The organism is Duganella sp. GW821-FHT07G03, assembly GCF_059418605.1.
On the sequence record NZ_JBWKQE010000012.1, the window covers coordinates 103,798 to 126,665 of the forward strand.

20 protein-coding genes and 1 tRNA gene are annotated in these 22,868 nt (G+C 64.5%); 12 read left to right on the forward strand and 9 right to left on the reverse strand.

From position 1 onward, the window contains the following. The 6 genes from AC07OK_RS16920 to pepA all read left to right on the forward strand — a co-directional run bounded on the left by AC07OK_RS16920 (position 1) and on the right by pepA (position 7,781). Entirely contained in the window at positions 1–891 is an 891-nt protein-coding gene (locus AC07OK_RS16920) for a DMT family transporter (RefSeq protein ID WP_494691403.1), read from the forward strand. After that, positions 888–1,793, forward strand: a complete 906-nt coding sequence (locus AC07OK_RS16925; RefSeq protein ID WP_494691404.1) for a DNA-3-methyladenine glycosylase family protein — start codon at positions 888–890, stop codon at positions 1,791–1,793. Before AC07OK_RS16920 ends, AC07OK_RS16925 begins: the two co-directional genes overlap by 4 nt. 74 nt (positions 1,794–1,867) lie before the next feature. Continuing rightward, on the forward strand, positions 1,868–2,737 hold the full coding sequence (gene accD / locus AC07OK_RS16930; protein WP_494691405.1) for an acetyl-CoA carboxylase, carboxyltransferase subunit beta: 870 nt from the start codon (positions 1,868–1,870) through the stop codon (positions 2,735–2,737). A gap of 29 nt (positions 2,738–2,766) precedes the next feature. Further along, entirely contained in the window at positions 2,767–3,807 is a 1,041-nt protein-coding gene (locus tag AC07OK_RS16935) for a MerR family transcriptional regulator (RefSeq protein WP_494691406.1), read from the forward strand. Positions 3,808–3,877: 70 nt separating this feature from the next. Next, positions 3,878–6,667: an XrtA/PEP-CTERM system TPR-repeat protein PrsT gene (gene prsT, locus AC07OK_RS16940; RefSeq protein ID WP_494691407.1), complete on the forward strand. Its 2,790-nt coding sequence runs from the start codon at positions 3,878–3,880 to the stop codon at positions 6,665–6,667. 205 nt (positions 6,668–6,872) lie between these two features. Continuing rightward, positions 6,873–7,781: a flocculation-associated PEP-CTERM protein PepA gene (pepA, locus tag AC07OK_RS16945; protein WP_494691408.1), complete on the forward strand. Its 909-nt coding sequence runs from the start codon at positions 6,873–6,875 to the stop codon at positions 7,779–7,781. 70 nt (positions 7,782–7,851) lie between these two features. Here pepA and AC07OK_RS16950 read toward each other — a convergent pair whose 3' ends face one another. Together AC07OK_RS16950 and AC07OK_RS16955 are read right to left on the reverse strand one after the other, a co-directional pair. Beyond that, on the reverse strand, positions 7,852–8,511 hold the full coding sequence (locus AC07OK_RS16950) for an acyltransferase (RefSeq protein WP_494691409.1): 660 nt from the start codon (positions 8,509–8,511) through the stop codon (positions 7,852–7,854). Between the two features lie 104 nt (positions 8,512–8,615). After that, positions 8,616–8,692: transfer RNA gene (locus AC07OK_RS16955), tRNA-Met, on the reverse strand. Positions 8,693–8,863: 171 nt separating this feature from the next. On the opposite strand from AC07OK_RS16955, the gene AC07OK_RS16960 reads away from it, so the two are divergent. From AC07OK_RS16960 to AC07OK_RS16985, 6 genes are all read left to right on the forward strand, one after another. Then, positions 8,864–9,436, forward strand: coding sequence for an NUDIX hydrolase (locus AC07OK_RS16960; RefSeq protein ID WP_494691410.1), 573 nt, complete (start codon positions 8,864–8,866; stop codon positions 9,434–9,436). An 18-nt stretch (positions 9,437–9,454) separates the two neighbouring features. Further along, complete coding sequence (gene aat, locus AC07OK_RS16965) at positions 9,455–10,183, forward strand: leucyl/phenylalanyl-tRNA--protein transferase (protein ID WP_494691411.1); 729 nt, start codon at positions 9,455–9,457, stop codon at positions 10,181–10,183. Positions 10,184–10,257: 74 nt separating this feature from the next. Beyond that, entirely contained in the window at positions 10,258–10,986 is a 729-nt protein-coding gene (locus AC07OK_RS16970) for an arginyltransferase (protein WP_494691412.1), read from the forward strand. A 33-nt stretch (positions 10,987–11,019) separates the two neighbouring features. Next, entirely contained in the window at positions 11,020–12,060 is a 1,041-nt protein-coding gene (locus AC07OK_RS16975) for a quinone-dependent dihydroorotate dehydrogenase (RefSeq protein WP_494691413.1), read from the forward strand. A gap of 9 nt (positions 12,061–12,069) precedes the next feature. Further along, entirely contained in the window at positions 12,070–13,116 is a 1,047-nt protein-coding gene (locus tag AC07OK_RS16980) for an aldo/keto reductase (protein WP_494691414.1), read from the forward strand. 218 nt (positions 13,117–13,334) lie between these two features. Continuing rightward, a complete protein-coding gene (locus tag AC07OK_RS16985) occupies positions 13,335–15,716 on the forward strand; it encodes a TonB-dependent receptor plug domain-containing protein (RefSeq protein ID WP_494691415.1) in 2,382 nt (793 codons plus the stop codon). A gap of 1 nt (position 15,717) precedes the next feature. On the opposite strand, the gene AC07OK_RS16990 is transcribed toward AC07OK_RS16985, so the two are convergent. The 7 genes from AC07OK_RS16990 to AC07OK_RS17020 form a co-directional block, all read right to left on the reverse strand. Beyond that, positions 15,718–17,331 carry a methyl-accepting chemotaxis protein gene (locus tag AC07OK_RS16990; protein ID WP_494691416.1) on the reverse strand — a complete coding sequence of 538 codons (1,614 nt, stop codon included), beginning with the start codon at positions 17,329–17,331 and terminating at the stop codon, positions 15,718–15,720. Positions 17,332–17,481: 150 nt separating this feature from the next. Next, entirely contained in the window at positions 17,482–18,414 is a 933-nt protein-coding gene (locus AC07OK_RS16995) for a CysB family HTH-type transcriptional regulator (protein WP_494691417.1), read from the reverse strand. Continuing rightward, positions 18,411–19,481, reverse strand: a complete 1,071-nt coding sequence (locus AC07OK_RS17000; RefSeq protein ID WP_494691418.1) for a sulfate/molybdate ABC transporter ATP-binding protein — start codon at positions 19,479–19,481, stop codon at positions 18,411–18,413. Before AC07OK_RS17000 ends, AC07OK_RS16995 begins: the two co-directional genes overlap by 4 nt. A 4-nt stretch (positions 19,482–19,485) precedes the next feature. Beyond that, positions 19,486–20,388 (reverse strand): sulfate ABC transporter permease subunit CysW, encoded by a 903-nt coding sequence (cysW, locus tag AC07OK_RS17005; protein WP_494691419.1) that lies wholly within the window; start codon positions 20,386–20,388, stop codon positions 19,486–19,488. Beyond that, positions 20,388–21,260 (reverse strand): sulfate ABC transporter permease subunit CysT, encoded by an 873-nt coding sequence (cysT, locus tag AC07OK_RS17010; RefSeq protein ID WP_494691420.1) that lies wholly within the window; start codon positions 21,258–21,260, stop codon positions 20,388–20,390. Before cysT ends, cysW begins: the two co-directional genes overlap by 1 nt. Positions 21,261–21,370: 110 nt before the next feature. After that, positions 21,371–22,144 (reverse strand): sulfite exporter TauE/SafE family protein, encoded by a 774-nt coding sequence (locus tag AC07OK_RS17015; RefSeq protein ID WP_494691421.1) that lies wholly within the window; start codon positions 22,142–22,144, stop codon positions 21,371–21,373. 79 nt (positions 22,145–22,223) lie between these two features. Further along, the gene (locus AC07OK_RS17020; RefSeq protein ID WP_445232737.1) at positions 22,224–22,862 is read right to left on the reverse strand and encodes a peroxiredoxin; all 639 of its coding nucleotides are present in this window, start codon (positions 22,860–22,862) and stop codon (positions 22,224–22,226) included. Positions 22,863–22,868 lie beyond the last annotated feature (6 nt).

The window sequence follows — 22,868 nt, forward strand, 5'->3', positions numbered from 1 at the left end:
ATGAGCACCGCCAACCTGTTACGCCTGATCTTCCTCGCCGCCATCTGGGGCGGCTCCTTCCTGTTCATGCGCATCGCCGCGCCGGTGCTGGGCGCCGCCGTGCTGATCGAGTACCGCGTGCTGTTCGCGTCGCTGTTCCTGGCGATCATCGCGCTGGCGCTGAAAAAGCCGCTGAACCTGCGCCAGAACTGGAAGCACTACCTGATCCTCGGCCTGTTCAATTCCGCGCTGCCGTTCCTGATGTTCGCCTTCGCCGCGCGCACCTTGTCGGCCTCCCTGCTGGCGGTGCTGAACGCCACCACGCCGCTGTGGGGCACGCTGATCGCCGCCGTCTGGACCCGCCACATGGTCAGCGCCAAGGTGATGCTGGGCCTGCTGCTGGGCGCCTGCGGCGTGGCGCTGCTGGTCGGCTTCGACCACGTCACCACCAAGCCCGGCGCCGGCATCGCCATCGCGGCGGTGCTGTTCGCCTCCTTCAACTACGGCATCGCCAGCAACTACGCCAAGCAGGCCAAGGCGGTCGAACCGTTCTCCAACGCGCACGGCTCGATGTGGGCCTCGACGCTGCTGGTGCTGCCGGCGCTGCCGTTCTTCCCGGCGCCGGGGGAACCGACCATCGGCATCATGGGCGCGGTGCTGGCGCTCGGTGTGCTGTGCAGCGGCGTGGCCTACCTGATCTACTTCCGTTTGATCCAGGACGTCGGCCCGTCGTCGGCGCTGACCGTGACCTTCCTCAGCCCCCTGTTCGGCATCCTGTGGGGCATGCTGTTCCTCGGCGAGAGTGTCGGCTGGTACACCTTCGTCGGCGCGGCCATCGTCATCACCGGCACCGCGCTGGTGACCGGCTTCCGTCCCGGCTTCGGTTTCCTGAACAAGGCCAAGGCGGCGTGAAGCCCTACACCCTGCCGCTGCCGGTCAACTACCGGTTGCATGACGTACTGGCCTTCCACAGCCGCGACGCCGAAAGCGTGGCCGAACAAGTCAGCCCCGAGCGCCTGCGCAAGGGCATGCTGATCGCCGGCGTGCCGGTGGTGCTGGAGATCGTGCCCGACCGCCCCGCCGCGCCCACCAGCGCCAGCTGCACCGTGCATGCCGACGGCCCGCTGTCCAAGGCCGCGCAGGAACAGGTGCGCGAGGCGGCGCTCAGCATCCTCGGCCTGCGCATCGATCCCGAGCCGTTCATCGCCTTCGCCGCCAAAGACCAGATGTTCGGGCCGCTGACGCGCGCCCAGCCCGGCCTGCGCATCGTCCAATCGGCCACCGTGTTCGAGGCGCTGACCTGGGCCATCATCGGCCAGCAGATCAACCTGTCGTTCGCGATCGCGCTGCGCCGCACCTTCATCCTGCAGGCCGGCCGCCAGCACAGCAGCGGCTTGTGGTGCTACCCCGCCGCCGAAGACGCGGCCAGGCTGCACATCGACGACCTGACCAGCCGCAAATTCTCGCGCGCGAAGGCGGAAACGCTGCTGCGCCTGGCCGGCCTGGTCGCCGGCGGCGAGCTGCCGCTGGAGCTGTCGCCGTCGAACAGCATCGAACAGGTGTCGGCGGCGCTGCTGGCGGTCAAGGGCATCGGCCCGTGGACCGTCAACTATGGGCTGCTGCGCGGCTACGGCTATGCCGACTGTTCGCTGCACGGCGACGTCGCGATCCGCGCCGCGCTGCAACACCTGCTGGGCGAAGAGAGCAAGCCGGACATGCCGCGCACCGAGAAAATCCTGGCGCAATACAGCCCTCACCGCACCATGGCCGCCGCCCACCTGTGGGCCAGCCTGCATCCGCGCAGTTCCGAGTAGGCGAGTACGATTTCGCTTGAGCCTGACGCTGCGTCAGGCTGTACGCTACATGCATTATCGTGACGGAGCATGCAATGAGCTGGATAGAAAAACTCCTCCCGCCGCGTATCAAGCGCGGCGCCGAACAGCGGCAGTCCATCCCTGCCGGGCTGTGGATCAAATGCGCCGCCTGCGAGGCGGTGCTGTACCGCGCCGACCTGGAAGCGAACCTGCAGGTCTGCCCCAAATGCAGCCACCACATGCGCATCCGCGCCCGCAGCCGCCTGGACGCGCTGCTCGATGCCGGCGGCCGGCACGAGATCGGCCAGGAAGTGCTGCCGGTCGACACGCTCAAGTTCAAGGGCAGCAAGAGCTATACCGAACGCCTGAAGGCAGCGATGGAAGCGACCGGCGAAACCGACGCCATGATCGTCGTCAGCGGCGCCATCCTGTCGGTGCCGGTGGTGGTGGCCTGCTTCGAGTTCGATTTCATGGGCGGCTCGATGGGGTCGGTGGTGGGGGAACGCTTTGTGCGTGGCGTGCAGGCGGCGATCGACCAGCATGTGCCCTTCATCTGCATCACCGCCAGCGGCGGCGCGCGCATGCAGGAGGGCCTGCTGTCGCTGATGCAGATGGCGAAGACCACCGCCATGCTGGCCAAGCTGGCGGAGAAGAAGCTGCCCTTTGTGTCGGTGCTGACCGATCCCACCTCGGGCGGCATCTCGGCCTCGTTCTGCTTCCTGGGCGACCTGGTGCTGGCCGAGCCGAAGGCGCTGATCGCCTTCACCGGCGCGCGCGTCATCAAGAGCACGCTGGGCGTGACCTTGCCGGAGGGCTATCAACGGCCGGAGTTCCTGCTCGAACGCGGCGCCATCGACATGATCGTCGACCGCCGCGAGATGCGCGCCGAACTGGCCGCGCTGCTGGCCTTGCTGCTGAAGCTGCCAAAGGACGCGCTGGCCTGAGACTGCGCGCCTGTCGTACACTGGCGCCCATGAAAGAACATCACGACAGCACGGTCCTGAAAATCGGCGAACTGGCGGCGCGCTCCGGCCTGACGGTGCGCGCGCTGCACCACTACGACAGCATCGGCCTGTTGACGCCGTCGGCCCGCGCGGATTCCGGCTACCGCCTGTACAACCGCGACGACGTCGCGCGCCTGCACCGGATCCAGACGCTGCGGCGCTTCGGCATGTCGCTGGCCGATATCGCCACCTTCCTGGCCAGCCCGGACGCGCCGTTTGCCGACATCGTCGCGCAACAGATCGCCGCGCTGGGCCAGCAGATCGAACAGGCGGCGGCGCTGCGCGAACAACTGGTGCAACTGCAGCACGTGCTGGGCAGCGGCCGCAGTCCCGAGCTGTCCGACTGGCTGGAAACGCTGGAGCAGATGGACCTGTACGACAAATATTTCACCCGCGAAGAGTTGAAGCGCCTGCCCTTCTGGCAACAGGACGCGCGCAGCCATGCCGCCTGGGCCGCGCTGGTGGACGAGGTGCTAGCGCTGATGGCGCAAGGCGCGCCGCCGGACGATCCGCGCGCGGGCGAACTGGCGGAGCGCTGGATGCAGGCGCTGCAACACGATACCAACGCCCATCCCGGACTCGCGTTGCGCATCACCGACATGCTGGACCAGGAGCTCACGGTGCAGCAGCAAACCCGCATCACGCCGGCGATGAAGGAATATGTGTCGACCGCGCTGGGCGCGCGCAAGCTGGGCATCTACGCGCGCTACCTTGATCCCGATGAAATGCGCACCATGCGCGACAACAGCGGCAAGCACCAGTACGAGTGGATGACGCTGATCGCCGGCGTGCATCAGCATCTGGAGGACGGCGTCGCCCACGACGCGCCGTCGGCGCAGGCGCTGGCGCAGCGCTGGATGACGCTTTACATGGCGCAGATCGGCGGCGACCCGGCCACACTGGCCAAGATCCGCGCCGCCCACGAGCAGGAACCCGCGCTGCTGAGCGGCACCTGGATCACCCCCGCCATGCTCGCTTACATCAGGACCGCCTACGCCACGCTGGCTTGATCAAGCGTAAGGCCGAGGTCCATATTGCGACCTAAGATCGTCGAGGTGCCCCCACGTCCAGGAGACCTCGATGATACGATCCAGCAAAAATTCGACCGGCCGGCGCGGCCGCGCAGCGCGTCTGGCCCTGATGCTGCTGACGCTGACGCTGGGCGCCTGCAACAGCGCGCGCGACACCGACAGCCTGATGGCCCAAGCCCGGCAATACCGCCTCAAGGGCGAGACCAAGGCGGCCATCATCGAGCTGAAAAACGCGCTGCAGAAAACCCCCGACAACGCGCGCGCCCGCCTGCTGCTGGGCGAGGTCTATATCGAAGCGGGCGATGCCGCATCTGCCGAGAAAGAAGTGCGCAAGGCCCAGGCGCTGGGCATGGCCGCGGCGGAAATCATGCCCCGCCTGGGCAAGGTGATGCTGATGCAAGGGCAATTCAAGAAGCTGCTCGACGACATCAAACCCGATCCATCCAGCCCGCATCAGACGGAGCTGCTGGTCCTGCGGGCCAACGCCTACCTGAGCCTGGGCGACACCGCGCAGGCCCGGCAGCTGTTCGACGATATGCTGGCGAAAAACCCGGACCTGGCCGACGCCATGCTGGGCCAGGCCAGGATCGCCGCCCTGTCGCACCGCCTCGACCTTGCCTCGCAACATATCGAACGCGCGCTGGCCAAGCATCCCGACAATATCGACTGCCTGCGTTTCAAGGGCGACCTGTTGCGCATGCAAGGAAAAACCGCGGCGGCGCTACTGGCATACAAGCAAATCCTGGCCCTCCAGCCCAACAATTCGCAAGCCCATATCGATAGCGCCACCCTGCTGATCCAGGTCAAACAACTGGCCGAGGCCCGCGCCGAAATCGATGCCGCCCGCAAGATCTCGTCCAACAACCTGCCGGTGCTGTACACCCAGGCCTTGCTCGAGTTTCAGGAAGCAAGGTATCCGGCGGCGCGCGATGCCTTGCAGCTGATCTTGAGGGTGATGCCCGATCACATGCCGAGCTTGCTCCTGATGGGGTCCGTGCAAACGGCCATGGGCTCATATCTGGAGGCCGAGCTGACGCTGCGCAAATTTCTCGACGCCAATCCGCGCCATGTCTACGCCAGCAAGCGCCTGGCCGGCATCCTTTTGAAAAGCGGCAAGAGCGACGACGCGATCGCCGTGCTGGGGCCGCTGCTGGAGGCCAATCAGACGGACGTGGAACTGCTGGCCCTGGCGGGACAGGCGCAGATGCAGGGCCGGCATTTCGCCAAGGCGGCCGACTACTTCCAGGCCGCCAGCGATCTGGCGCCGCAAGCGGCCAGCTTGCACACGTCGCTGGGATTGAGCCGCCTGGGCGCCGGCGAATCGGCGCGCGCGGTGGCCGAACTGGAACAGGCGACCGCCTTGGATGACAAGAACGGCAAGGCCGGCATCCTGCTGGCGATGACCCACTTGCGCAACCAGGAATACGACAAGGCGCTGCTGGCGGTGGCGGCCATGGAAAAACACGACGGCAAAAATCCGCTGGTACAAAATCTGAAAGGCGGCATCCTCTTGTCCAAGCACGACCTGGCCGGCGCGCGCGCCGGCTTCGAGCAGGCGCTGGCGCTGGACCCGGCCTACCTGCCGGCGCTCGACAATCTGGCGCAAATGGACCTGGTGGAAAAAAAGCCCGAACGTGCCCGCCAGCGTTACGAAGCAGCGCTCGCCAAGGACAAGAAAAACCTGGGTCTGATGACGGGCCTGGCCAAGCTGGCGCTGACACAGAATAACAGCGCGGAAGCGGTGCGCTGGTTGGAACGCGCCAGCGCCGACCATCCCGAAGCCCTGACCCCGGCATTGCAGTTGGCGACGCTTTACCTGCGCAGCGGCGCCAGGGAAAAATCGCTGAAGCTGGCCCAGACCGTCCAGGCCAGCCATCCCGCCGATCCCGACGCGCTGGCGCTGCTGGCGCAGATCCAGACGGCGAACGGCAGCTACGAGGCGGGGCTGGAAAGCTATACCAAGCTGGCCGCCTTGCAGCCGGCGTCGGCCGCCGTGCAGCTGCGCATCGCCTATGCCAAGGTGGCGCTCAAGGACAACGACGGCGCCCTCGATTCAGTCAAGAAAGCCTTGCGCTTGAAGGAAGACTGGTTCGAAGCCCAGGTGCTGGCGACGACCTTGCTGGTCGATGGCAAGAACTACGCGGAAGCGCTCGCCATCGCCCAAACCGTGCAGCGCCAGCGACCCGAGCTGCCAGCGGGGCTGACGCTGGAGGGCGACATCTGGATGGCCCAGCACAAACCGCAAGACGCGCTGCGCGCCTACGAGCGGGCATACAAGATGAGCCAGCTGCCGCCGCTGGCGATCAAGATCCACCAGGCCCTGCTCCTGGCTGGCAAAACCAGGGAAGCGGGCCTGCATGCCGCCCAATGGTTGCAGCAACATCCAAGCGATCCCAGCTTCCGCTTCTACCAGGCTAGTGCCGATCTGGCGGCCGGACGCTACAAGCCGGCGATCAGTTCATTCGAGGCCATCGTCCAGCAAGACCCGAAAAATGCGGTGGCGCTCAACAACCTGGCCTGGGCCTACCAGCAGGACAAGGACCAACGCGCGCTGGCCACCGCCGAACGGGCTTACCAGTTGGCCGGCGCCAATCCCAGCATCCTCGACACCCTGGGCTGGATCCTGCTGGAGCAAGGCGAAACGGGCCGCGCCCTGCCCTTGCTGAAACAAGCCAGGACCCTGACGCCCGACGTGCCGGACATCGGCTACCACCTCGGCCTGGCGCTGATGAAGTCCGGCGACAAGCGCGCCGCGCGGCTCCAGTTCGAACAACTGCTGGCCGCCAACAAAGACTTCCCGCAACGCGCCGAGGTGAAGGCGATGCTGGCGTCCTGGTAAGCATGGACCTGTCGGTTTTTTTTACACGCTGGCTCGTCGCATCGGCAGAATTTAAAAAAGACACTTTGGAAACATAGACTTAGCGTCTCCTTCGATCATGGCTTGGCATTTGCTTAGTAGTGGATAGCTGACTCCAACTGGTCGGCACGGTATTGAAACCCCACCCTAGCGTAGCGGTACTCCAATCATCACGGAAGGAAACAAAATGAAAAAATCAGTCATACTAGGCGCTCTGCTGGGAGCGCTAGTTGCGGCCGGCGCAGCCCAGGCGACCACGCTCAACACCACCAGCGCCGCCAATGTGCTCATCGGCGGCAACCCAGGCGAACCCGGCGCCCCTTCGCCTTTGGGCGGCGACGGCGTGCTGCAGAACTTCACGGGGATAGACTGGCATCAGAACGGCGCGGGCCTGGTCCAGGGATTCACCCTCACCCCCGCCAACCATGTCGGCGATTTCGTCGATTTCACGCTGACGTATCAAGCCTTTGCCGCAGCCATCAGCACCACCTCGGCGACGCCGGATCTGCGTGTGGGGGCGCCCGGCCCCGCCATCGGCACCTATGAGCTGACCACGGTGGCCACCCTGCACGAACGGGCCACCTGCCTTACCGCAGGTTGCACCTCGGTGGCGATCACCTTCACCCCCGCCACCAGCAGCAACTGGTCGATCTATTTCGATAACACGCCCGATGCCAATCAAGCGGCCGGCACCGGCTTTACCGATGGTGCGCTGATGCTTGCCGGCACCTGGAATTCGGAGCTGTCGACCTTCCTCGCAACCGGCACGTCCGGCACGCCCGGCGCCACCGGCGTTGGTTCGGCGACTTTGATCGGCACGGTCTCGTTCACCAACGCGGCCTATGTCTCGCCAGCCCTGGCCGGTACCCGGTTCGACTCCACGCTCAATTTCCCCGGCCCCGACGCGCCGGCCTTCACGCGCCCCCTGCTGGTCAATGGCATCCCGACCGGTCCGAACACGGACTCGCAATTCGTGTTGAATATCGACGGCGCACAGCCGTTCACACCGGTGCCCGAGCCAGCCACCCTGGCACTGGTTGCCGCCGGCATCTTCGGCATGGGTTCGCTGGGCCGTCGCCGCGAGCAGAAGAAATAGTCGGTCGTCAGGGCTGGCAATCGATACCGGCCGGCGCCTCAGGGCGCCGGCCTTTTTTTTATCGCCGGTTTTATTTCAGGCGGCGTGCCGGGCTGCCGCCCCACACTTCGCCGCTGCCGATGCGCGTGCCCTTGGCCACCAGCGAATTGGCTGCCACGATCGCGTTATCGCCTATCGTCACGCCGGACAAGACCACCGCGTGCGCGCCTATCGTCACGTGGTCGCCTATCGTGATGAAATAATGGCCCAAGGTATCGCCCTCGATCACATGCGGCACCAGCAAGGCCGTCTCGCCGACCACGCTGTTGGCGCCTATCGTCACAAACGAGGGATCATAGATGATGCCGGAGCTGTAGGTATTGGCGCCCAGGCGGGCGCCCAGCGCAAGATAGATCAGCCGCATGATGGGGATAGGAATAATTCCGCCGCGTATCAAGGAGTTGAACAGTATCAGGTAAAACAAGACATAGACCTGATAGATGAACTCCTGCCGGGAACCGAATTCGATATTGCCGTCATGCAGGGGCTGCGCCCACAAGAAAAGTCGAAATATGAGCAGTCCGTACAGATAGACCAGCAGCAGCGCAGCCGCGCTGACGGCCACGCCCCTGAAATCCCCCAGGCCGGGAATGGCGCCCACGCCGCAGTAGGCGCTCAGCACCGCCAGCAGCAGTACCAGTGCCAGCATGGACAAGAAGGTAAGAATGGAGGTCAGTCGGATTTTTCGCATGAAAACACTCCCCACAAGAACGTCAATTATAGGGAAAGGGGGATGTTGCAGTCGCGGAAACGAAAAAGCCGTTGATACCTCGCGGTATCAACGGCTCTCAAATTTGGTTGCGGGGACAGGATTTGAACCTGTGACCTTCGGGTTATGAGCCCGACGAGCTGCCAGACTGCTCCACCCCGCGTCTGTATGTAGTTATTATAGGGCAGTTCATTGGTTTAGGCAATATTTATCCTGAAATCGGCTGCGATAGTCCGCATATATGCAGTTACCTATAGGCATAGGTCATGCCGCACCGGCTTCAATCGGTGTAAAGTAGCCAAAGTGAGCCTACTTACCGACTGAGCTATCCTCTATGAAATTCTGTTCCGAATGCGCCTCCCCCGTCAGCCTGGCCGTCCCGGCCGGCGACAACCGCCCGCGCTATGTGTGCGGCAACTGCGCCACCATCCATTACCAGAACCCGAAAATGGTGCTGGGCTCCATCCCCGTGTGGGAACGCGACGGCGAACTGAAAGTGTTGCTGTGCAAACGCGCGATCGAGCCACGCCACGGCTACTGGACGCTGCCGGCCGGCTTCATGGAAAACAATGAAACCACCGCCGAGGGCGCCATCCGCGAAACCCAGGAAGAAGCCGGCGCCAATATTGAGCTGGGCCAGCTGTTCTCGCTGCTGAACGTGGCGCGCGTGCACCAGGTCCATATGTTCTACCTGGCCACGCTGCTGGACCTGGAGTTCGCCCCCGGCGAGGAAAGCCTGGAAGTGCAACTGTTCAGCGAAGCGGAGATTCCGTGGGACGACTTGGCCTTCCCCACCATCCGCACCACGCTGGAACTGTTCTTCGCCGACCGCGCCAGAATGCGCGAAGGCGGCGACTACGGCTTCCACACCCAGGACATCACCCGCAACATGCGTTCCGACCTCTGATTACGTGACGCTGTCCCTATGATCCCATGGCTGGAAACCGATAGCCCCTTCCCCGACGTCGCCCAGGCGCTGACCAGCGATGCGCCCGGCCTGCTGGCGGCCGGCGCCGACCTGTCGCCGCAGCGGCTGCTGATGGCCTACCGCAACGGCATCTTCCCCTGGTTTTCCGAAGGCCAGCCCATCCTGTGGTGGAGCACCGATCCGCGCATGGTGCTGATGACCGACCAGTTCCGCATCTCGGACAGCCTGAAGAAAACCCTGCGCAAGGTCGAGCGCGAGATGGCCGCCGGCGGCCGCTGGCAGGTGCGCTTCGACAGCGCCTTCGAGCCGGTGATGCGGGCCTGCGCCGCGCCGCGCCGGGACGGCCCCGGCACCTGGATTTCGGAAGACATCATCGCCGGCTACACCGGCCTGCACCGGCTGGGATACGCCCACTCGGCCGAGCTGTGGCTGGACGGCCAGCTGGTCGGCGGCGCCTACGGCGTGTCGATCGGCCGCATGTTCTATGGCGAATCGATGTTCGCCCGCGTCACCGACGGTTCCAAGATCGCGCTGGCCTACCTGGTGCGCTTCCTGCGCCAGCACGGTGTAAAGATGATCGATTGCCAACAGGAGACCGGCCACCTGGCCTCGCTGGGCGCCGCCCCGATTCCCCGCGCGCAATTCCTGGCGCATCTGCGCAACACTATTGAATTGCCTCAGATCACCGTGTGGGAACCCATTGCACCACTGGCTGCGGACAGTTAAGCTAAAGGTGACAAGCGCCTTGGTAGACTTGGCGCTATCATAGGTCTAAACCACCCGCCCTCGATAGGACGTGCATGACGCACCTGAACGATCTGCCTTTCGCGACGCTGCAGTTTTACACCACGGCGCCCTACCCTTGCAGCTATCTGGACGCGCGCCAGGCGCGTTCGCAGGTGGCTACCCCTTCGCACCTGATCAACGCCGACGTCTACTCCGAGCTGGTCAAGAACGGCTTCCGCCGCAGCGGCATCTTCACCTACCGCCCGTATTGCGACGGCTGCCAGGCCTGCATCCCGGTGCGGGTGGTGGCCGAGCAGTTCAGCCCCAACCGCGGCCAGCGCCGTGCCCGGGCCAGGCATGGCAATCTGACGGCGGGCGTGGCCACGCTGTCGTTCTCGGACGAGCACTACGACCTCTACCTGCGCTACCAGAGCAAGCGCCACGCCGGCGGCGGCATGGACCAGGACAGCCGCGACCAGTACGCGCAATTCCTGCTGCAAAGCCGGGTCAACACGCGGCTGGTGGAGTTTCGCGAGCCCGACGGCACGCTGCGCATGGTCAGCATCATCGACGTGCTGTCGGACGGCCTGTCGTCGGTCTACACCTTCTTCGATCCCGACATCGAAGGCGCTTCCTACGGCACCTTCAACGTTTTATGGCAGATCGCCCAGGCGCGCGAGTTGAAGCTGCCCTATGTCTACCTGGGCTACTGGATCAAGGAAAGTCCCAAGATGTCCTACAAAACCAACTTCAAGCCGCTCGAGGCGCGCATGCGCGGCGTGTGGAGCGTGCTGGACGCCTGATAAAATACGGGGAACTACAACAAGAGCTCCCCCATGTCCGAAAAATTCCTGTACTCGCTGGCCCGTCCGCTGCTGTTTTCGATGGACGCCGAAGCCGCCCACCATTTCACCCTTCCCGCGCTCAAGCGCGCCGCCGCCCTGGGCCTGACCAAGCTGGTCAAGCAGCCCAAGGCCGACCCGCGCACCGTGATGGGCATTACGTTCAAGAACCCGGTCGGCCTGGCCGCCGGCCTGGACAAGGACGGCGCCTACATCGACGCGCTGGCCGACCTGGGCTTCGGCTCGATCGAGGTGGGCACCGTGACGCCGCGCGCGCAGCCGGGCAACCCCAAGCCACGCATGTTCCGCCTGCCGGACGCGCAAGCCATCATCAACCGCATGGGTTTCAACAACGGCGGCGTCGACGCCTTTGTCGCCAATGTGCAATCGTCGCGCTTCTACCAGGACAAGGCCGGCGTGCTGGGCCTGAACATCGGCAAGAACGCCAACACCCCGATCGAACGCGCCACCGACGACTACCTGCACTGCCTGGAAAAAGTCTACCCTTACGCCAGCTATGTGACGGTCAACATCTCGTCGCCCAACACCAAGAACCTGCGCCAGCTGCAAGGCGGCTCGGAACTGGACGGCCTGCTCGGCACCTTGAAGGAAGCCCAGCTGCGCCTGGCCGACCAGCACAAGCGCTACGTGCCGCTGGCGCTGAAGATCGCGCCGGACATGGACGGCGACCAGGTCAAGAACATCGCCGACGCGCTGCTGCGCCACAAGATCGACGGTGTGATCGCCACCAACACCACGCTCAGCCGCGACGCCGTCACCGGCATGCTGCACGGCGCCGAGGCGGGCGGCCTGTCGGGCGCGCCGGTGTTCGAGTTGTCCAACACGGTGATCCGCCTGCTCAAGGCCGAGCTGGGCGATGCGTTGCCCATCATCGGCGTGGGCGGCATCATGCGCGGCGCCGATGCCAAGGTCAAAATGGAATGCGGCGCGCAACTGGTGCAGCTGTATAGTGGCCTGATCTACGCGGGCCCGGCGCTGGTGCGCGATTGCGCGGACGCCGTACGCGGCAAATAAGGAGGCGGCATGCAGCAGACACAACTTGGTACCAGCGACCTGAGCGTCAGCAAGATCTGCCTGGGCACGATGACTTTCGGCGAGCAGAACACCGAAGCCGACGCGCACAGCCAGCTGGACTATGCGCTGGAGCGCGGCGTCAACTTCATCGACACGGCGGAAATGTATCCGGTGATGCCGCGCGCGGAAACCCAGGGTTCGACCGAGCGCTACATCGGCAGCTGGCTGAAGAAGAGCGGCGCGCGCAGCAAGGTGGTGCTGGCCACCAAGGCCGCCGGACCCAGCCCGCACATCAGCTGGGTGCGCGGCGGCCAGCAGAACTTCGACGCCCCCAATCTGCGCGCGGCGGTCGAGACCAGCCTGCAGCGGCTGCAAACCGACCATATCGATTTATACCAATTGCACTGGCCCAGCCGCAACGTGCCGGTGTTCGGCTCCAACGCCTTCAATCCCAAGCTGGAGCGCGAATGCGTGGCGATCGAGGAAACGCTGGCCGCGCTGGGCGCGCTGATCAAGGAAGGCAAGATCGGCGCCATCGGCGTATCGAATGAATCGTGCTGGGGCGTGAACGAGTTCATCAAGCAATCCGAGATGCAGGGCCTGCCGCGCATCGCCAGCATCCAGAACCTGTACAACCTGACCGCGCGCCATTTCGAGACCAGCCTGCTGGACGAGACCTGCTTCCGTGAAAACGTCAGTCTGCTGGCCTACAGCCCGCTGGCCTTCGGGCAGTTGACGGCCAAGTACCACGACGATCCGACAACCAAGGGGCGGCTGACCCTGTTCCCGGTGAGCTGGAGCCCGCGCTACCTGCGGCCGACGGTGGTGTCGGCCGTGGCGCAATACGCCGAGCTGGCGCGCGCCAACGGCATCACGCCGACCCAGCTGGCGCTGGCGTGGTGCTACTCGCGCTGGTTCGTGGCCTCGACCATCATCGGCGCCACCAACCTGGCGCAGCTGAAGGAAAACATCGACGCCTACGGCCTGCAACTGCCGCCCGAAGTACTGGCGCAAGTGGACACCATCCACGCCGCCATCCCCAATCCAGGTCAATAAACCCTCGGGGGTCAGTCTGACATTCGGACACGAGCTCTGCCGTAATCTCGCGTTATGGCAGAGCTCGTGTCCGAATGTCAGACTTGCCCCCCGCGCTTTTAAACAACACTCCCCTGCACGTTATCCAAATCTTGAATATCATTAGACGTAACCATTCGTGTGCAGCAACTTTGCGCACTGGTAAGCTTTCCTCATCACCAACGTAGAAAGACCGTCACATGAGCACACGCCGCATCGCCCGCCCGCTTGTCCGTCCCCTCCTGCTCAGCAGCCTGATCGCTACCGTCGTCATCCCCGCCTTCGCCCAGCAAGCCGTGGCCGACGGTGAATTGCAGTCCGTGGTCGTCACCGGCACCTATGCCAAGAACCGCCGCACCATCGACTCCGAATCGCCGGTCGACGTCATCGGCGCCAAGGAATTGCAGGCCAGCGGTTCGAGCGAACTGGCCACCGTGCTGGGCCGTCTGCTGCCGTCGATGAACTTCCCGCGCCCGTCCGGCGCCGACGCCAGCGACGCTGTGCGCCCAGCGCAACTGCGCGGCCTGTCGCCGGACCAGACGCTGGTGCTGGTCAATGGCAAGCGCCGCCACACCACGGCGGTGGTCAACGTCAACGGCACCCAGGGCCGCGGCTCGGCGCCGGTGGACCTGAACGCGATTCCGCTGGCGGCCATCGACCACATCGAGGTGCTGCGCGACGGCGCGGCCGCCCAGTACGGCTCGGACGCGATCGCCGGCGTGATCAACATCATCCTGAAAAAAGGCGCGGCCGGCGGCGAGGCCGAAGTGGGCTTCGGCGAGTACCAGAAGCGCGACGGCAAGGCCATCACCGTGCGCGGCTCGACCGGCTTCAACCTGGGCGACCAGGGCTGGGTGCGGGTGGCGCTGGAGGCGTCCGACCGCGATCCGACCAACCGCGCCGGCCCCGACCTGCGCAACCCGGCCGAGCCGCGTTACGGCAAGGTCAACCAGCGCTTCGGCGATCCGGAAACCCGTCCGCGCACCGTGTTCGTCAACAGCCAGTACCGCATCAACGACGACATCGACTGGTATGCCTTCGCCAACTATGGCCAGCGCAACACCTCGGCGGCAGCCACCTGGCGCACCGCGCTGAACGGCACGGCGCAGCGCACGCCGCTGTACCCGGAAGGTTTCCTGCCGCTGGAAAACAGCGAATCGACCGACACCGCGCTGGTCACCGGCCTGCGCGGCGAAGCGGGCGGATGGCGCTGGGACGCCAGCCTGAACTACGGCAGCAACGAGTTCCAGCTGGACCTGGACCACACCGTCAACCAGTCGTTGAACGCCGCCAGCCCGACCCACTTCTACGCCGGCAAGCTGAAGAACACGCAGCAGCTGTTCAACTTCGACGTCGCCAAGGAATATCCGGTGGCGGCCTTCAGCGGCCCGCTGACGGTGGCGCTGGGCGTCGAGGCGCGCCACGAGAAATACGAGATTGGCGCCGGCGACGAAGCCTCCTACATCGGCTCCGGCGCGCAGGGCTTCTCCGGCTTCCGTCCGATCAACGCCGGCAGCAACAGCCGCCACAACGAATCGATCTACGCCAACCTGGAAGCGGAAATCACCAAGCAGTTCTCGGCCTCGGGCGCGCTGCGCCATGAGCGCTACAGCGACTTCGGCAGCACCACCTCGGCCAAGGGCTCGGCGCGCTACGCGTTCACCCCGGACTTCTCGCTGCGCGGCACCGCCTCGTCGGGCTTCCGCGCGCCGTCGCTGGCGCAGCAGTTCTACACCATCACCACCACCAACTTCTCGGTGGTGAACAATGTCAACACGCCGATCGAGACCGGCACCTTCGCCGTCGGCAGCGCCGCCGCGTCGGCGCTGGGCGCGACCCAGCTGAAGGCCGAGAAAGCCCGCAACTACAGCCTCGGCGTGCAGTGGTCGCCGACCCGCAACTGGAACACCTCGGTCGACGCCTACCGCATCGACATCGACGACCGCGTGGCGCTGTCGGCCAACATGACCTTGTCGCCGGCCTTGCAGGCGGCGCTGGCCAAGCAGGGCATCCTGGTGGGCGCCGGCCGCTACTTCACCAACGCCATCGATACCCGCACCACCGGCGTCGACGTGGTCAGCACCTACCGTTGGGAGACCACCGGCGCGGGCCGCTACGACTTCACCGCGGCCTACAACCACAACAAGAACTCGCTGGAGCACGTGAACGCCAACCCGGCCATCCTGACCACCAACGGCCTGACCCTGATCGACCGCCAGACCATCAACCGCCTGACCGTCGGTTCGCCGAAGGACAAGCTCAGCCTGGCGACCGACTGGTCGCTCGGCGCCTGGGGCGCGCGCGGCGTGGTGACGCGCTACGGCAGCTTCACCGTGCCGCAGAATAACGCCACGCTGGACCAGGTCTACGATCCGCAGTGGGTGCTGGATCTGTCGGGCAGCGTCAAGCTCAACAAGAACTGGCGCCTGAGCGCGGGCATCGACAACGTGACCAATCGCTATCCCGACCAGGTCACGTCGGCGGGCAACCTCAACAACAACGGCATCAATCCGTACAGCGGCTTCGCGCCGAACGGCTTCAACGGCCGCTACTACTACGCCAAGGCCGGCTACAGCTGGTGATCTAGGCCGGGACGGCCAGCAAGGTCCGCTTGCGGGACGGCGTCGCATGCGACGGCTGTCCCGCCAGCTTGAACACGCTGACCGCCTGCGCCAGCAAGTCCGCCTGGTCGCGCATGCTTTGCGCGGCCGCGGCGGCCTCTTCCACCAGCGCGGCGTTCTGCTGCGTCACATCGTCGATCGAGACGATGGCCTGGTTGACCTGTTCTATCCCCGTGCTCTGCTCGCTGCTGGCGGCGCTGATTTCCGTCATGATGTCCGCCACCTGCTTGACCGCCTTGACAATGCCGTCCATCGTCGCACCGGCCTCGTCGACCAGCAGCGATCCGGCGTCCACCGTCTCCACCGAACGCGCGATCAACTCCTTGATTTCCTTGGCGGCGTTGGCCGAACGCTGGGCCAGCGTCCGCACCTCCGAGGCCACCACCGCGAAGCCACGTCCCTGCTCGCCGGCGCGCGCCGCTTCCACCGCCGCGTTCAGGGCCAGGATGTTGGTCTGGAACGCGATGCCATCAATGACGCTGATGATGTCGACAATCTTGCCGGAGCTTTCCTTGATCGCGCCCATCGTCGTCACCACCTGGCCGACCACCTGCCCGCCCTTGGTGGCGAAGTCCGACGCCGCCACCACCAGCTTGGTGGCCTGGCGCGCGTTCTCGGCGTTCTGCGTCACGGTCGACGTCAATTCCTCCATCGAGGACGCGGTCTCCTCCAGGCTGGATGCCTGCTGCTCGGTGCGGCTGGACAAATCCAGGTTGCCGCTGGCGATCTGATTGGAAGCGGTGGCGATGGTATCCGTACCCGAGCGCACCTGGCCGACGGTGCGCGCCAGGCTGTCGTTCATGTCGATCAGCGCGCGCAGCAGCTGTCCGGTTTCATCGGTGGTGTCGCATTCCATCTGCATGGTGAGATCGCCGCCGGCCACCGCCTGCGCCATGCCGACGGCGCGGTTCAGCGGCTGCGTGATGCTGCGCGTGATCCAGTACAGCACCCACGAGGCCAACGCGGTGGCGACCACCGTCAGCAAGATCATCATATTGCGCGAATTGGCATAGGCTTGCTGTGCCACCGTGCTGGCGTCCTCGATCGCCCCGTTCTGGAATTTGACCAGCTCGGTCAGCGCATTCAGGTAGGCGGTCTGTTCCTTGCGTACCGAAGTCAGCAGATAGCTGACCGACTCTTCGCGCTTGCTGTCGTCGGCCGACATCTTGAGGAAGGCGGTTTGCACCACCGTGTATTTGTCGCGCGCTTCCAGCACCGCCTGCAGCTTGGCCTTGCTCTGCGGGTCCTCGTCATCGGCGACCAGCACGGCCAGCTTGTCGAGGCGGGTGGCGTTGTCGGCCTTGCGTTGCTCGACCCGCGCCAGCTCCGACTTGACGACCTCGGGGTCCCTGGACAACATGGCGTTGCGCATGGCGCGCGCCACGTCATTGAGGCCACCTATCGTTTCGTAGCCCAAGATGACCTTGGGTATCTTGTCGGCCGCGAGATCCTGGGTGTTGTTATTCAACTTGCCAAGATTGCCTATGCCGATCACCGAAATGCCGACCATGAACACCATCGACACGCCCAGCCCGGCAGCAAGCCGGACGCCTATCTTCCAGTTACCGATACCCATCACATGCTCCCCAGAGTAAGACCAACGGACTTAAATTCTTGGTTGCTGCAAGCTAGTTTTGATTTTTAGTATAGATTCAATCAGCCGTGCCTGATGGAAAAAATTAGCCGACTGTTAGCTGGCCGCCACAGCTGGGCGGCAGCAGCCGCATCAGCTCAATTCCCCGCCGCTCAAGGCCGCGTCGATATCGGCGCGGGTCAGGTCGGGCGCGAATTCCCGGATGAAGTGGTAGGCGTAGGAGCGCAGATAAGCGCCGCGCCGCACCGCCAGCCGCGTGGTGTTTTGCGCGAACAGATGCGACGCCTCCACCGCGCGCATGCCCTTGTCGCGGCCGTGATCGAAGGCCATCGAGGCGACGATGCCCACGCCCAGGCCCAGCGCCACATACTGCTTGATGACGTCCGAATCCATCGCCGTCAGCACGATGTCGGGCTTGACGCCGGCGCGTTCGAACGCCGCGTCGATATGGCCGCGGCCGGTGAAGCCGACGTCGTAGGTGATCAGCGGGAACTCTGCCAGGTCTTCCAAGCGGATCGGCGAGCGCGCCAGCAGTGGGTGGCCGTCCGGCACCACGATCAAATGGCTCCAGCGGTAGCAAGGGAAAGACACCAGGTCGGGGAATTGCGACAGGCCCTCGGTGGCGATGCCGATGTCGGTCTTGCCGGACAAAATCCATTCGGCGATGTGCTCGGGCGCGCTCTGCTGCAAGGCGATGCGCACGTCGGGGTAAGCCGTGCGGAAGCTCTGCACCACTTTGGGCAGCGCGTAGCGGGCCTGCGTGTGGGTGGCCGCCACGCTCAGGGTGCCGCTTTGCTGGCCGGTGTATTCCAGGCTGGCCTGCTGCAGGTTTTCCGCCTCGATCAGCAGGCGCTCGATGATCTTCAGGATGCCCTTGCCCGGCTCGGTCATGCCGGTCAGGCGCTTGCCGTTGCGCTCGAAAATCACCACGCCCAGTTCGTCCTCCAACTCGCGGATCTGGCGACTGACGCCGGGCTGCGAGGTGAACAGCGCGTTCGCCACTTCGGTCAGGTTGTAGCCGCGCCGGGCGGCTTCGCGGATGGACCGCAGTTGTTGGAAATTCATATGGATGCTCCGCCATCAACAAATACACGCAGGCGCTTGGGACGCACTACCAGGGTTTCGCCTTCTTTCAATTGCAGTTGGCTATAACGTTCATTCGACATCACCGCTTCGATCAGCTCGGCGGTATCGCTGCGCTCCAGGTCCAGCTGGGCCAGCGGGCCGATCGCGTGCGCGTGGCGCAGCTTGACGACGATGCCTTCCGCGCCAGGCGAATAGCGGTCGATCTCCAGGTCGTGCGGACGCACGTAGGCGGTGCCCTTGCCGTCGGCCGAAGGCTGGCCCGGCACGGTGAAGGAAGCGTCGCCGCTGGCCAGGATGCCGTCCTGCACGCGGCCGTGGAACATATTTACATTGCCGAGGAAGCCGTACACGAACGGCGAGGCCGGATGGTTGTAGACCTCGTCCGGCGCGCCGATCTGCTCGACGTTACCCTTGTTCATCAACACCACCTGGTCGGCCACTTCCAGCGCTTCTTCCTGGTCGTGGGTGACGAAGATCGACGTCACGTGCAGGTCGTCGTGCAGGCGACGCAGCCAGCGGCGCAGCTCCTTGCGCACCTTGGCGTCCAGCGCGCCGAACGGCTCGTCCAGCAACAGCACGCGCGGCTCGACCGCCAGCGCGCGCGCCAGCGCGATGCGCTGACGCTGGCCGCCCGACAGCTGCGGCGGATAGCGGTCGGCCAGCCAGTCCAGCTGCACCAGTTCCAGCAGCTCCTTGACCTTGCGGCGGATCTGGTCTTCCGACGGCCGCTCGGCGCGCGGCTTGACGCGCAGGCCGAAGGCGACGTTCTCGAACACCGTCATGTGCTTGAACAGCGCGTAATGCTGGAACACAAAGCCGACCTGGCGCTCGCGCACGTGGCGGTGCGAGGCGTCATTGTCGTCCAACAGCACCTGGCCCGAGTCCGGATGTTCGAGGCCGGCGATGATGCGCAGCAGCGTGGTCTTGCCGCAGCCGGATGGTCCCAGCAGCGCGGTCAGTTCGCCCTGCGGGAAATCCAGCGACACATTGTTGAGGGCGACGAAATCGCCGAAACGCTTGTTGATGTTTTTAACTTCGATGGTCATGGCATTACTCCGTTGTGCGCGCGTCGTCGGCGATCGACTCGTTGAGGCGCCAGGCGATAAAGGATTTGAGGGCCAAGGTCACCAGCGCCAGCAGGGCCAGCAGCGAGGCCACGGCAAAGGCGGCGGCAAAGTTGTATTCGTTGTAGAGGATCTCGACCTGCAAGGGCACGGTGTTGGTCTCGCCGCGGATGTGGCCGGACACCACCGACACCGCGCCGAACTCGCCCATCGCCCGGGCGTTACACAGGATCACGCCGTACAGCAGGCCCCACTTGATGTTGGGCAGCGTGACGCGGCGGAAGGTGTCCCAGCCGGACGCGCCCAGCACGATGGCGGCCTCCTCTTCTTCGTTGCCCTGCGCCTGCATCAGCGGGATCAGCTCACGCGCGACAAACGGGAAGGTGACGAAGATGGTGGCCAGCACAATGCCAGGCACCGCGAACAGGATCTTGACGTCGTGCGCCTGCAGCCACGGACCAAACCAGCCCTGCGCGCCAAACAGCAGCACGTAGATCAGGCCGGAGATCACGGGCGACACCGAGAACGGCAGGTCGATCAGGGTCAGCAGGATGCTCTTGCCACGGAACTCGAATTTGGCGATGCACCATGAAGCGGCCACGCCGAACACCAGGTTCAGCGGCACGGCGATGACCGCCGTGATCAGGGTCAGCTTGATGGCCGAGATCGCATCGTCCTCGATGATGGCGGCCAGGTAGGCTTCCCACCCTTTGCGGAAGGCTTCGACGAACACCGCCACCAGCGGCACGAACAGGAACAGCGTGAGGAAGGTCAGCGCGACGGCGATCAGCGCGATGCGCACCCACCGTGGCTCCAGCGTTTGCGGGGCCGACGGCAGCTCGCCGCGACGCACGGGCGTGGTTGGAATAGTCGTAGAAGCAGCGCTCATTATTTCCCCGACTTTCCGCGAGCCCAGGCTTGCAACAGGTTGATGGTCAACAGCATGACGAAGGACACCACCAGCATCACCACCGCGATCGCGGTGGCGCCGGCGTAGTCGTACTGCTCCAGCTTGGTGATGATGAACAGCGGCGTGATTTCCGACACCATCGGCATATTGCCGGCGATGAAAATCACCGAACCGTACTCGCCGGTGGCGCGCGCGAAGGCCAGCGCGAAGCCGGTCATCAGCGACGGCAGGATGGTCGGGAACACCACGCGGGTGAAGGTTTGCCAGGCGTTGGCGCCCAGGCTGGCGGCGGCCTCTTCCAGTTCGCGCTCGGCGTCTTCCAGCACCGGTTGCACGGTGCGCACCACGAAGGGCAAGCCGATGAAGGTCAGCGCCACCACCACGCCGACCGGCGTGAACGCCACCTTGAAGCCGAGCGTGCCTTCGAGGAAGCGGCCGAACCAGCCATTGGCCGAATACAGCGCGGTCAAGGTGATGCCGGCCACGGCGGTCGGCAGCGCGAACGGCAGGTCGACCAGGGCGTCGATGATGCGCTTGCCGGGAAACTGGTAGCGCACCAGCACCCAGGCGACGATGCCGCCGAAGACGACGTTGACCAAGGCGCCCAGCAGCGACGCGCCGAAGGTCAGTTTATAGGAGGCGATGACGCGCGCCGATGTCACCGCGCTCCAGAAGCCTTCCCAGCTGAGCGTGAAGGTCTTCAGGAACACGGCCGACAGCGGGATCAGGACGATCAGCGTCAGGTAGAAAATGGTGAATCCCAGCGACAGCCGGAACCCCGGCATGACGCGGAAAGGCGCGCCCCGGACGGCGCCGGGCGCCGTGGCGGGTGCGGCGAGAACTGCTGACATAGATGCTCCCTTATTACAAATTCTTCTATAAGGGCTGCATAATCTCACCTGCGCTTCATATTACAAACGAAGCATTTTTCATTTGGTTAGACGGTAACGCTATATGGTTTTTAAGAAACCAGCTTCGCCGCGACCGCGACCAGGGTGAAGGCCAGCAAGCCGCGCAGCAGGCGTTCCGGCACGGCGCGGGCGGCGTAGGCGCCGATGGTGATGCCGGGCAGCGAGCCGACGAGCAAGGTCAGCAGCAGGCTCCAGTTGATCGAACCCAGCCACCAGTGGCCGACGGCGGCGATCGCCGTCAGCGGCACGGCGTAGGCGATGTCGGTGCCCGCCACTTCGGCGGCGGTCAGGCGCGGATACAACATCACCAGCAGGGTGGCGCCGATCGCGCCGGCGCCGATCGAGGAGATGGTCACCAGCGTGCCCAGCACAGCGCCGGAGACGATGGTGGCGATGGTCAGCGCCCTGCCCTGCAACTGGCGCTCGGGACGTGCCATGACCCAGTCCAGCATCTTGCGTTTGAATAGCAAGGCGACCACGGTCAGCATCACCGAGCCGGCGATCATATAGCGTATGACCTGGCCGATTTCCTTGTTGAGCGTGCCGAAATATTTGAGGCCCAGGCTGGCCAGCAGCGCGGCCGGCAAAGCGCCGAGGCAGAGACGACGCACGATTTCCCAGTGTACCGTGCCGCGCATGCGGTGGGTGAAGGTGCCCACACCCTTGGTCAACGAGGCGAAGGCCAGGTCGGTGCCGACCGCCACCGCGGGCGACACACCGAACAACAGCGTCAACAGCGGCGTCATCAGCGAGCCGCCGCCCACGCCAGTCATGCCGACCAACAGGCCGACCGCGAAACCAGATGCGACAAATGACAAATCCATGCAAATCCCCAAGAGTAGACTGCAGAGTAACTACTCTAGGGGAATATCCAAACAACGCAATCCTTATTTGCTTATGCGTTTATTTATTTGGCTGGGGTGTGACGCGCAAGTAAGGTCGTGCCGCGGTGTAACCCTTGGGATACTTTTGCTTCAACACGTCCGGATCCTGCACGGTCAGTGGGATGATGACGTCGTCGCCGTCTTTCCAGTTGCCTGGCGTGGCCACGGTGTAGCCGTCGGTCAGTTGCAGGGCGTCGATAACGCGCAACACTTCGTCGAAGTTGCGGCCGGTGCTCATCGGGTAGGTCAGGCTCAGGCGCACTTTTTTATTCGGATCGATCACGAACAGCGTACGCACGGTGGCCGTGGTCGAAGCGTTCGGGTGGATCATGTCGTACAGCGTGGACACCTTGCGGTCGGCGTCGGCAATGATCGGGAAGCCGACCACGGTGCCCTGGGTTTCCTCGATGTCGGCGATCCACGACTTGTGCGATTCGGCCGGGTCGACCGACAGCGCGATCGCCTTGACGTTGCGCTTGTCGAACTCGGGTTTCAGCTTGGCAGTCAGGCCCAGTTCGGTCGTGCAGACCGGCGTGAAATCGGCCGGGTGCGAGAACAGCACCACCCAGGAATTGCCAGCCCACTCATGAAAGTGCAGCTTGCCGATGGAAGAATCTTGTTCAAAATCAGGGGCGGTATCGCCCAGTCGTATCGTCATAGTCAG

Excerpts from the sequence above, each read along its gene's own strand:
- AC07OK_RS16920 (WP_494691403.1), top strand. The coding sequence starts at position 1 with ATGAGCACCGCCAACCTGTTACGCCTGATCTTCCTCGCCGCCATCTGG.
- accD (WP_494691405.1), top strand. The coding sequence starts at position 1,868 with ATGAGCTGGATAGAAAAACTCCTCCCGCCGCGTATCAAGCGCGGCGCC.
- AC07OK_RS16935 (WP_494691406.1), top strand. The coding sequence starts at position 2,767 with ATGAAAGAACATCACGACAGCACGGTCCTGAAAATCGGCGAACTGGCG.
- prsT (WP_494691407.1), top strand. The coding sequence starts at position 3,878 with ATGATACGATCCAGCAAAAATTCGACCGGCCGGCGCGGCCGCGCAGCG.
- pepA (WP_494691408.1), top strand. The coding sequence starts at position 6,873 with ATGAAAAAATCAGTCATACTAGGCGCTCTGCTGGGAGCGCTAGTTGCG.
- AC07OK_RS16950 (WP_494691409.1), bottom strand. The coding sequence starts at position 8,511 with ATGCGAAAAATCCGACTGACCTCCATTCTTACCTTCTTGTCCATGCTG.
- AC07OK_RS16960 (WP_494691410.1), top strand. The coding sequence starts at position 8,864 with ATGAAATTCTGTTCCGAATGCGCCTCCCCCGTCAGCCTGGCCGTCCCG.
- aat (WP_494691411.1), top strand. The coding sequence starts at position 9,455 with ATGATCCCATGGCTGGAAACCGATAGCCCCTTCCCCGACGTCGCCCAG.
- AC07OK_RS16970 (WP_494691412.1), top strand. The coding sequence starts at position 10,258 with ATGACGCACCTGAACGATCTGCCTTTCGCGACGCTGCAGTTTTACACC.
- AC07OK_RS16975 (WP_494691413.1), top strand. The coding sequence starts at position 11,020 with ATGTCCGAAAAATTCCTGTACTCGCTGGCCCGTCCGCTGCTGTTTTCG.
- AC07OK_RS16980 (WP_494691414.1), top strand. The coding sequence starts at position 12,070 with ATGCAGCAGACACAACTTGGTACCAGCGACCTGAGCGTCAGCAAGATC.
- AC07OK_RS16985 (WP_494691415.1), top strand. The coding sequence starts at position 13,335 with ATGAGCACACGCCGCATCGCCCGCCCGCTTGTCCGTCCCCTCCTGCTC.
- AC07OK_RS16990 (WP_494691416.1), bottom strand. The coding sequence starts at position 17,331 with ATGGGTATCGGTAACTGGAAGATAGGCGTCCGGCTTGCTGCCGGGCTG.
- AC07OK_RS16995 (WP_494691417.1), bottom strand. The coding sequence starts at position 18,414 with ATGAATTTCCAACAACTGCGGTCCATCCGCGAAGCCGCCCGGCGCGGC.
- AC07OK_RS17000 (WP_494691418.1), bottom strand. The coding sequence starts at position 19,481 with ATGACCATCGAAGTTAAAAACATCAACAAGCGTTTCGGCGATTTCGTC.
- cysW (WP_494691419.1), bottom strand. The coding sequence starts at position 20,388 with ATGAGCGCTGCTTCTACGACTATTCCAACCACGCCCGTGCGTCGCGGC.
- cysT (WP_494691420.1), bottom strand. The coding sequence starts at position 21,260 with ATGTCAGCAGTTCTCGCCGCACCCGCCACGGCGCCCGGCGCCGTCCGG.
- AC07OK_RS17015 (WP_494691421.1), bottom strand. The coding sequence starts at position 22,144 with ATGGATTTGTCATTTGTCGCATCTGGTTTCGCGGTCGGCCTGTTGGTC.
- AC07OK_RS17020 (WP_445232737.1), bottom strand. The coding sequence starts at position 22,862 with ATGACGATACGACTGGGCGATACCGCCCCTGATTTTGAACAAGATTCT.